Origin of the sequence: Frigoribacterium sp. Leaf44 (assembly GCF_001421865.1) — a bacterium.
GTDB lineage: Bacteria > Actinomycetota > Actinomycetes > Actinomycetales > Microbacteriaceae > Frigoribacterium.
The window spans coordinates 122,003-130,384 of the sequence record NZ_LMLG01000001.1; the positions used below are offsets into that span (position 1 = coordinate 122,003).

General features: G+C 72.3%; 8 protein-coding genes. 4 read left to right on the forward strand and 4 right to left on the reverse strand.

Going from position 1 to position 8,382, the window contains the following annotated elements:
- Positions 1 to 40 precede the first annotated feature (40 nt).
- Positions 41 to 979: a cysteine synthase A gene (cysK, locus tag ASE87_RS00610; protein WP_043595695.1), complete on the forward strand. Its 939-nt coding sequence runs from the start codon at positions 41 to 43 to the stop codon at positions 977 to 979.
- A 1-nt stretch (position 980) separates the two neighbouring features.
- Complete coding sequence (epsC, locus tag ASE87_RS00615) at positions 981 to 1,532, forward strand: serine O-acetyltransferase EpsC (RefSeq protein ID WP_056225087.1); 552 nt, start codon at positions 981 to 983, stop codon at positions 1,530 to 1,532.
- 82 nt (positions 1,533 to 1,614) lie between these two features.
- Here the strand turns inward: epsC and ASE87_RS00620 are convergent, their stop codons facing one another.
- Positions 1,615 to 2,376 (reverse strand): hypothetical protein, encoded by a 762-nt coding sequence (locus tag ASE87_RS00620; protein WP_056225090.1) that lies wholly within the window; start codon positions 2,374 to 2,376, stop codon positions 1,615 to 1,617.
- Positions 2,377 to 2,434: 58 nt separating this feature from the next.
- Entirely contained in the window at positions 2,435 to 3,376 is a 942-nt protein-coding gene (locus ASE87_RS00625; protein WP_082452319.1) for an ABC transporter ATP-binding protein, read from the reverse strand.
- Between the two features lie 131 nt (positions 3,377 to 3,507).
- On the opposite strand from ASE87_RS00625, the gene ASE87_RS00630 reads away from it, so the two are divergent.
- Together ASE87_RS00630 and ASE87_RS00635 are read left to right on the forward strand one after the other, a co-directional pair.
- Complete coding sequence (locus tag ASE87_RS00630) at positions 3,508 to 4,734, forward strand: sensor histidine kinase (protein ID WP_056225092.1); 1,227 nt, start codon at positions 3,508 to 3,510, stop codon at positions 4,732 to 4,734.
- Positions 4,731 to 5,333, forward strand: coding sequence for a response regulator transcription factor (locus ASE87_RS00635; protein ID WP_056225096.1), 603 nt, complete (start codon positions 4,731 to 4,733; stop codon positions 5,331 to 5,333). The genes ASE87_RS00630 and ASE87_RS00635 overlap by 4 nt, the downstream gene beginning before the upstream one ends.
- Before the next feature lie 36 nt (positions 5,334 to 5,369).
- On the opposite strand, the gene ASE87_RS00640 is transcribed toward ASE87_RS00635, so the two are convergent.
- Positions 5,370 to 6,539: an acyltransferase gene (locus ASE87_RS00640; protein ID WP_056225098.1), complete on the reverse strand. Its 1,170-nt coding sequence runs from the start codon at positions 6,537 to 6,539 to the stop codon at positions 5,370 to 5,372.
- Positions 6,540 to 6,635: 96 nt separating this feature from the next.
- Positions 6,636 to 8,150 (reverse strand): MFS transporter, encoded by a 1,515-nt coding sequence (locus ASE87_RS00645; protein ID WP_043596803.1) that lies wholly within the window; start codon positions 8,148 to 8,150, stop codon positions 6,636 to 6,638.
- Positions 8,151 to 8,382: the final 232 nt, after the last annotated feature.

Below are 8,382 nucleotides of genomic sequence, written 5' to 3' on the forward strand. Positions count from 1 at the left end.
ATTCGTCCGCACAGACCCCGTTCACGGAAGAGACCCGCGCATGCCCGGAATCCACGCCGACATCACCTCGGCCTTCGGCAACACCCCGCTCGTCAAGCTCAACTCGCTGCCCGCCGAGGGCGGGGCCGAGGTGCTGGCCAAGCTCGAGTTCTACAACCCGGGTGCCAGCGTCAAGGACCGCCTCGGCGTCGCCATCGTCGACGCGGCCGAGGCGTCCGGCGACCTGAAGCCCGGCGGGACGATCGTCGAGGGGTCGAGCGGCAACACCGGCATCTCGTTGGCCCTCGTCGGTGCCGCCCGCGGCTACCGGGTGATCGTCACGATGCCCGAGACGATGAGCGTCGAACGACGCACCGTCATGAAGGCCTACGGCGCGAAGATCGTCCTGACCCCCGGCCCCGAGGGCATGAAGGGCGCCGTCGAGCGAGCGAAGCAGATCGCGGCCGAGACCGAGAACGCGATCTGGGCGCAGCAGTTCGAGACGCAGGCCAACGCCGAGATCCACCGCCGCACGACCGCGCCCGAGATCCTGCGCGACACCGACGGGAAGATCGACTTCTTCGTCGCGGGCGTCGGCACCGGCGGCACGATCACGGGCGTGGGTCAGGTGCTGCACGAGAAGGTCCCCGGCGTGAAGGTCGTCGCCGTCGAGCCCGCCGACTCGCCCCTGCTGAGCGAGGGCAAGGCCGGGCCGCACAAGATCCAGGGCATCGGCGCGAACTTCGTGCCCGAGGTGCTCGACCGGTCGCAGATCGACGAGGTCTTCCCCGTCCAGCTCGACGACGCCCTGCGCGTCGCGCGCGACCTCGCCACGAAGGAGGGCATCCTCTCGGGCATCTCGTCCGGCGCGATCATCCACGCCGCGCTCGAGATCGCGAAACGGCCCGAGAACGCCGGCAAGCGCATCGTCGCGATCGTCTGCGACACCGGAGAGCGCTACCTGTCGACCGTGCTGTTCCAGGACCTCGCGGACGCCTAGGGTGCGGTTGGTCGCCCGCCTCCGCGAAGACCTCGACACCGTCCGGAGGCGCGACCCGGCTGCCCGAGGACGCGTCGAGACCGCGCTGGTCTACTCGGGCCTGCACGCGGTGTGGGCGCACCGCGTGACCTCGCGACTGTGGCGTGCGGGGCCGGCACCGCGCCTCCTCGGGTCACGGTTCGTCGCGCGCCTGCTGTCGCAGGCGGTCCGATCGCTGACCGGCGTCGAGATCCACCCCGGGGCCCGCCTCGGAGCCCGCCTGTTCATCGACCACGGCATGGGCGTCGTGATCGGCGAGACGGCGGTGGTCGGTGACGACTGCACGATCTTCCACGGCGTGACCCTCGGGGGCAAGGGACGCGGAGGCGCGCTCGGCCGCCGGCACCCCACCGTCGGTGACGGCGTGATGATCGGTGCCGGGGCCGCCGTGCTCGGTGGCGTCACCGTGGGCAGCGGCAGCGTCGTCGGGGCCAACGCGGTCGTGACCAAGGACGTCCCGGCCGGGTCGGTCGCGGTGGGCGTGCCCGCCGTCGCCCGGCCGCGTCGGCCCTGACGAAGCCGCGTCGGCCCTGACGAGGCCGCGTCGGCCCTGACGAAGCCACGACGGCCCCGGGCCGGGGTCGGGGCCGGGTGGATCAGCGGCGGGGCTCCCAGCGGAAGGCCTTCGTGGCCGCGAGGGCGCCGAGGGCCGCCCAGACCAGTGTCGGGGCCAACAGCACGGACACGAGCGACAGGTCACCGCCGTTCCAGGCCAAGGTGATCAGTTCCATGAGCCCGCCGCCGGGCAGGATGCGTTTGAGCCAGAGCAGGTCGTCGGCGCCCGTGATCGTCCACCAGATCGCCACCCCGAGCGTGATCAGGTAGAGCGGCATGGTCGTGTACTGGGCGTGCTCGGGCGAGGTGCTGAACCCGGCCGTGGCCAGGGCGAAGCCGGCGAACATGGCCTCGGCGATCAGGACGGCCGCGATCAGCAGCCCGGCGTGCACCGGGGGCTCGCGGAGCGCGAGCACGCCGAGCACGATGACGAGTTGCGCGACGCTGACCGCCACGACGGGCAGCACGAGCCCGGCGATGATCCCCGCGTCGCCGACGGACCCGCTGCGCAGGCGCTTCAGGTACAGGGACTGACGACGGGCCGCGAGGGTGGTCGTCGCGGTGACGTAGACGCCGAGGCCCACCATGCCGATGATCTGCACGCCGGCGAGCATGCCGGCGGTGCCGTACGAGTCGAAGGCGTAGGTGAGGGCCCCGAAGCCGAGGGGCAGCAGCAGGGCGCAGAGGGCGACGGTGCGGTTGCGCACGAGCATGCGCAGTTCGGCGAGGGCGATGGCGAGCGGGCCGGTACGACGTCGCGAGCCTGCCGACCGGGTGGGGGAGGGACGGGTCACGGTGGTCATGGGATGTCCTTTCGGAGGGGGACGGGGGAGGGGAGCGGAGTCCGGTGACGGCCGACGCTCAGGAGGCGCGGCTGAGGTCGCGGAACACGTCGTCGAGTCCCGACTCGTGCACCGTGAGACGGGCCAACGGGCGATCGGCGTCGGCCGCCCAGCCGAGCAACGCTCCGAGGTCGCGCTGGGCGTCGTCGGTCTCGATCACGACGAGGTCGTTCTCGGTCCGGGCGACCTCCAGCGGGAGGCCGTCGAGCGGGCCGGGGGCGACGAAGCGGATGGAGGTCGTGCTGCCGGCGGTGAGGTCGGCGACGGTCCCTTCGCGGCGGATGCGCCCCCGGTGCATCAGACCGATGCGGTCGGCGTTCTCGGCGGCTTCCTCGAGGTAGTGGGTGGTCAGGACGAACGTGACCCCCGCCTCCCGCAGTTCGGCGACGACCGCCCAGAGCGCGTCACGTGCCGCAGGGTCGAGCCCCGTGGTGGGTTCGTCGAGGAAGACGAGCTCGGGGGTGCCCCAGACCGCGGCCGCGAAGTCGACGCGGCGGCGCTCGCCGCCCGACAGCTGGGCGACCCGGGCCCGGGCCTTGTGGTCGACGCCGACCAGGCCGAGCACCCGGTCGACGTCGTCGTCGCGACCCGAGACGGCGCCCGACAGCAGGACGCTCTCGCGCACGGTGAGCTCGGGGGCGAGGCCGGAGTCCTGCAGCATCGTGCCGATCCGCGGGCGGATGCGCCCCCGGTCGGTCGGATCGCCGCCGAGCACCTCGACCCGGCCCGCGTCGGCCGTGCGGTGCCCTTCGAGGACCTCGAGCGTGGTGGTCTTGCCGGCACCGTTCGTGCCGAGGAGCGCGTACAGCTCGCCGCGGTGGACGGTCAGGTCGAGGCCGTCGACGGCGGTGAACGAGCCGTACGAACAGCGGAGGCCGTGCGTCGAGATGACGGCGTCGCCGCGCTCGGCGGAGCCGGGTGCGACGGCCGGTCGGGGCGTGGTGTCGATGGAGTTCGTCATGACCTCGACGATCTCGCGCCGAGCGGACGACGGGTAGTGCCGGCGTGCCATCCGTGCCGCGTGACATCGGTCATGCTCGGCCATGACATCGGGCACCTCCGTGCGTCGGCGGGCTCCGTTAGCGTGGTCTCATGCCCCACCTCCCGCTGGCCGTGCGTCCCCGACCGGACGGCCACCTGCCCCCGCTCGCGCGCATGCGGCGGTACGTCACGTGGTCGTTCGTGGCGCTCGCGGTCTTCACCACCCTCGTCCTCGTCGTGACGCTGCTGGCCGAGGGCACCTCCTGGTGGCTGGTGGCGGCCTCCGGCGTCGCAGGGGCGCTCGTCACGGCCCACTCGTTCTTCTGGGAGCGCCGCCCACCCGTCCCGTTGGCGGTCGCCGGCCTCGTGGTCTCGTACCTCGTCTGGCTGGCGGTCCCGCTCGGCGGGCAGAACGCCCTGCTGCTCTTCCCCTTCGGCCTCACCGTCGGGTACCTGGCGACGACGCCCCCGCTCGCCTCCTGGCGATGGGTCGCCGCCGCCGTGGTCGCCGCGCTCGTACCCGTGGTGGTCGTCGAGGTCGACGCGGCCGCACCGCTCGTGGGGCTGTCGACGGCGGTCGTGATCGGCCTGCTGTCGCTCTACGGGATCTGTCGGCTGAACCGGTACGGGTTCGACCTGTACCTCGAGATCGACGCGGCCCGCGAGACCCAGTCCGAGCTCGCCGTGATGCGCGAGCGGTACCGGTTCTCGGTCGACCTGCACGACATCCAGGGGCAGGCCCTGCACGTCGGTCGCCTGCAGCTGCAGCTGGCCGACAAGACCCTGGACCGCGACCCGGCCGCCGCGCGACGGCACCTCCGCGAGGCCGAGCAGCTGATCGTGCAGACGATCGCCGAGACCCGTCGGTTGGCCTACGGCGAACGCACGCTCACGCTCGCCGGCGAACTGGCCAACTCGGCCGAGCTCATCCGCGCGGCGGGCATCGAGCTCGAGGTCACGGGTGCCCCTCCCGTCGGGCACCCGGCCGACGACCTGTTCGGTCACGTCGTGCGCGAGGCCACCACGAACCTGCTGCGCCACGCCCAGGCCGAGCGGGTCACCATCGTGCTCGGCCTCGAGTTCGTCCAGGTGGTCAACGACGGCGCGGCCGAACCGATGCGCGGCCTCAGCGGCCTCGCCCGCCTCGGCGAACGGTTCGCCGCGGTCGGAGGCACGGTGACCACCCGGCACGAAAACGGCCGGTTCCGGGTCGAGGCGAGGGCAGCAGCGACAAGAGCCGGGGGAGCGCCCCGGACGACGGCGACACGGGCCGGGGCGGCCCCCGCGGCGGCCCCCGTGGCGTCGAGCGGGGCGTCGACCGGCACGAGGCCCGCGTGATCCGGGTGCTGCTCGCCGACGACGAGACCTTGCTGCGTCGATCGATCGCCGCCCTGCTCGACCTGAGCGACACCGTCGAGGTCGTCGCCCAGGCCGCCGACGGCACCGAGGCCGTGGCCCTCGCCGCGCTCCACGAGCCCGACGTCGTGCTGCTCGACCTCGAGATGCCCGGCATGGACGGCATCGAGGCGGCGATCGCGATCCTGGGTCGACGACCCGAGCAGGCGGTCGTGCTGCTGACCCGTCACGGCCGCCCCGGCGTGCTCCGACGTGCCCTCCGTGCCGGAGTACGGGGCTTCCTGCCGAAGTCGGTCGACCCCGACGAGCTCGAACGGGTGATCGTGCAGGTGCACGACGGCCGCCGCTACATCGACGCCGACATCTCGGCCTCGGCGATGATGGACGACTGCCCGCTCACCGAGCGCGAGCTCGACACGCTGCGCCTCACGACCGACGGGTTCTCGGTCCGAGAGATCAGCGCCCGGCTGCACCTCGCCTCCGGAACGGTGCGCAACTACCTCTCGTCGGCCATGCAGAAGACCGGCAGTTCGTCCCGGCACACCGCGGCCCGCGTCGCGCGCGAGCGCGGCTGGCTCTGACGCCCGGTCCGCCCGGGCCTCCCCGGTCGTCCGGCGTCAGGCGTTCGTCAGCTCGCGGTCCCGCGCGACGGACGAGGAGGCGCGGCGCGGCTCCCGGGGCTCGAAGCGCCCCTTGAGCTTCAGGGCGGGCTTCTCCACGAAGTGGTGCGAGAGCACCGACGTGCCGATCGCCGCGGCGAGCACGAGGACGACGCCGAGAGCACCCTGCACGTACGGCTCGACGAGCGCGATGAAGACGACGTGCCAGAGGTAGAGCGGGTATGAGATGGCTCGTCCGAACCAGGCGACCGGGGCGAGGGACAGCACCCAGGCGACCGGCGACGACGCCGTGACGAGCCCGCCGATCAAGAGCATCGACGCGAGGCCCACCGCGGGCAAGGCGACCGCGAAGGTCAGGACGCTCTGCTGCCAGCCCGATCCGATGACGAACAACGAACCGACGACCCCGCCGATCCCGAGCCAGGTGGCCAGCGCGCCCCAGCGGCCGGCCAGGGCGGCCCGAACGCGGTCGGACCGCAGGACGATCGCCAGCGCGCAGCCCATCAAGAGGGGGGCGACGTTGAGGACGGGGCTGAAGTAGATGTCGGGGGTCGCGCTGCCGGACGGGCGGTCGTAGAGGAACCAGGTCGCGACGGCCGAGGCGACGACGACGACCGACAGGCCGGCGACGAGGGCCTTGCGCTTGACCGCGACGGCGAGCAGCAGCACGAGTACGGGCGGCCAGACGAGGTAGAACTGCTCCTCCATCGACAGGCTCCACATCGGGGCGAAGACGCCCTGCGAGGTGTCGAAGAAGGCCCGGGCGATGTTGCCTGAGTAGGTCAAGGCGATCACGGCGGCCCCGACGGGGCCGAGCGTCGACCCCTGGTAGTCGCCGACGAGCCACCACAGCGAGACGCCGACCACGACGACGGCGAGCAGCGTCGGGTAGAGCCGCAGCAGGCGGCGGACCCAGAACCTGCCGAGCCGGATGCGTCCCGTCGACGCGTGCTCGCGCAGCAGCAACGTGGTGATCAGGTAGCCCGACAGCACGAAGAAGACGTTGACGCCCACGAACCCGCTGCCGAAGCCCGGCACGTGCAGGTGGTAGAGCACGACGAGGGCGATGGCCAGCGTGCGCAGGCCGTCGAGCGGCAGCACCCGGTCTCGACGGGTGGTCGAGACGGGGCGGACGGTCGGCTCTGTGGTCGGCAGGGCTGAGGGCATCGTTGCAGTGTGCCTCACGTTTCTTGGTGCCGCCCGAACGAGGAGGCCGGGTTCGCATCCCGGCCCCACCCGTTCGTGGGCAGCGCCCCGAGGGGGCTAGCCGCGCTGCTGCGGGACGCGGCGCGGCAGGGCGAACACCAGCACGAACGACGCCAGGGCGAAGATCGCGCTGACGAGCATCGCGTGCGCCGCCGCGTCCGTGAAGCCGGTGGCGACGTCGGCCGGCGTCCGGCCCGAGATGGTCAGCGTCCCGAAGAGCACGCTGCCGATGATCGCGATGCCGACGGCCGAGCCGATGCGCTGGATGGCCGAGATGACGGCGCTGGCCGAGCCGGCGTCCTGCCGGTCGACCGTGGCCACGATGAACTGCACGTTCGGCGCGATGAAGAAGCCGTTGCCGAGGCCGGCGAGCAGCAGCGGCACCAGCAGCATCCAGTTGGTCAGGTCGGAGGCGTCGACCGTGACGAGCACGAGCCACATCCAGGTGAGGCCGATCGTGACGAGTGCCGTACCGAGGATCAACACGCCGCGCCCGAGCCGGGCGGCGATGCGGTTGCTCTGCGACGAGCTGATGATGCTGCCGACCGCGAACGGGATCGCCACGGCGCCCGAGGCCAGCGCGCTGTGGCCGAGCCCCGACTGCCAGAGCAGCGAGATCGTGAAGAAGATGCTGGTGAAGGCTGCGAAGTAGACGAGCGCGAGCACGACGCCGCCGGTGAACGACGGGTGCGCGAACAGCTTCGGCGGGACGAGCGGGGTCTTGCCGCGTTTGGTGTACGCGACCTCCCACAGCCCGAACAGGGCGAGCAGCACGACGCCGGCGGCGATGGTCAGGTAGGTCCAGAGCGGCCAGCCCTCGTCCTGCCCCTGGATCAGCGGGACGAGCAGGGCGACGAAGGCGCCCGAGACCAGGACGAGGCCGATCCAGTCGAGCCCGCGGTCGGGCCGGGGCACCGACTCGTCGCGCTTGGGCAGCAGGACGGCGGCGGCGATCAGGGTGATGATGCCGAACGGCAGGTTGACGTAGAAGACGAGACGCCAGCCGTTCTCGTCGCCGAAGGCCTGGATGATCAGGCCGCCGATGATCGGGCCGAGCGCCGACGAGACGCCGATGACGGCGCCCATGATGGCGAAGGCCTTGCCGCGCGAGCGACCGGGGAACAGCAACTGGATGAACGCGGTGACGGCGGGCACGAAGATGCCGCCCGCCAGGCCTTGGACGACGCGGAACACGACGAGCTGGGTGTCGTCCTGGGCGAGGCCACAGGCGAGCGACGCGAGGGTGAAGAGCAACACGCCCGTGAAGTAGACCCACTTGTGGCCGATGCGGTCGCCGATGCGTCCCGCGGGGATCAGTGCGAGGCCGAAGGCGAGGGCGTACCCCGAGATGATCCACGACAGGGTCGACTCGGAGGCGTCGAGCGTCGTGCGGATCGTCGGCAGGGCGACGTTGACGATCGTGGTGTCGAGCAGGGCGATGAACATGCCGAGCAGCAGGGCGACGAGGGCGTACCAGGCGTGACGCGGCACGCCGGCGGGCTGGCCGGGGCCGGCCCCCGGGGAGGACGCCGAGGAGGCGCGGGTCGAGTGGGCGGCGGAGGCGTCGGTCATGGGGGAGCCTTTCGGGCAGCGGCACGGGCCGTGAGGCGAGGCGAGGGGCGTGGGCGGCACGAGGCCGGAGCGCGTGACGGCGGCGTCGGGGCGTGCGCAGGACGCAGGAGGCGCCGGTCACCGACCAGCGCCTCCTGATTTTTGCACGTTCTGCACTCGAGCGCGCACCATCGTCCCCGCGGACGCCGAAGGGCCCCGCCGATGTGGCGGGGCCCCTCGGGATGTCGTGGTG